This window comes from Methylobacterium nigriterrae (genome assembly GCF_037106235.1).
GTDB lineage: Bacteria > Pseudomonadota > Alphaproteobacteria > Rhizobiales > Beijerinckiaceae > Methylobacterium > Methylobacterium nigriterrae.
Genome location: NZ_JBAWTG010001088.1, coordinates 1 through 241 on the forward strand (window position 1 = coordinate 1; position 241 = coordinate 241).

The 241-nt window shown below is 69.7% G+C and carries 1 pseudogene; it reads left to right on the top strand.

The features are described 5' to 3' along the window. Window positions 1-241: pseudogene (locus tag WDW90_RS40360) on the top strand (molybdopterin-dependent oxidoreductase); the annotation flags it as partial.

Sequence of the window (241 nt, forward strand, 5' to 3'; positions counted from 1 at the left end):
CGAGCGGCCGCTCGTCGCCTATCCGGGCAAGCGGCCGCTGCTGCAGATGACGGCCCGGCCGCCGCAGCTCGAGACGCCCTTCTCGGTCTTCGACGAGGGCGTGATCACGACGAACGACGCCTTCTTCGTGCGCTACCACCTCGCCGACATCCCGACATCCATCGACCCCGAGACGTTCCGCCTGGAGGTGAAGGGCCATGTCGGGACGCCGGTCTCGCTGTCGCTCGCCGAGCTCAGGGCG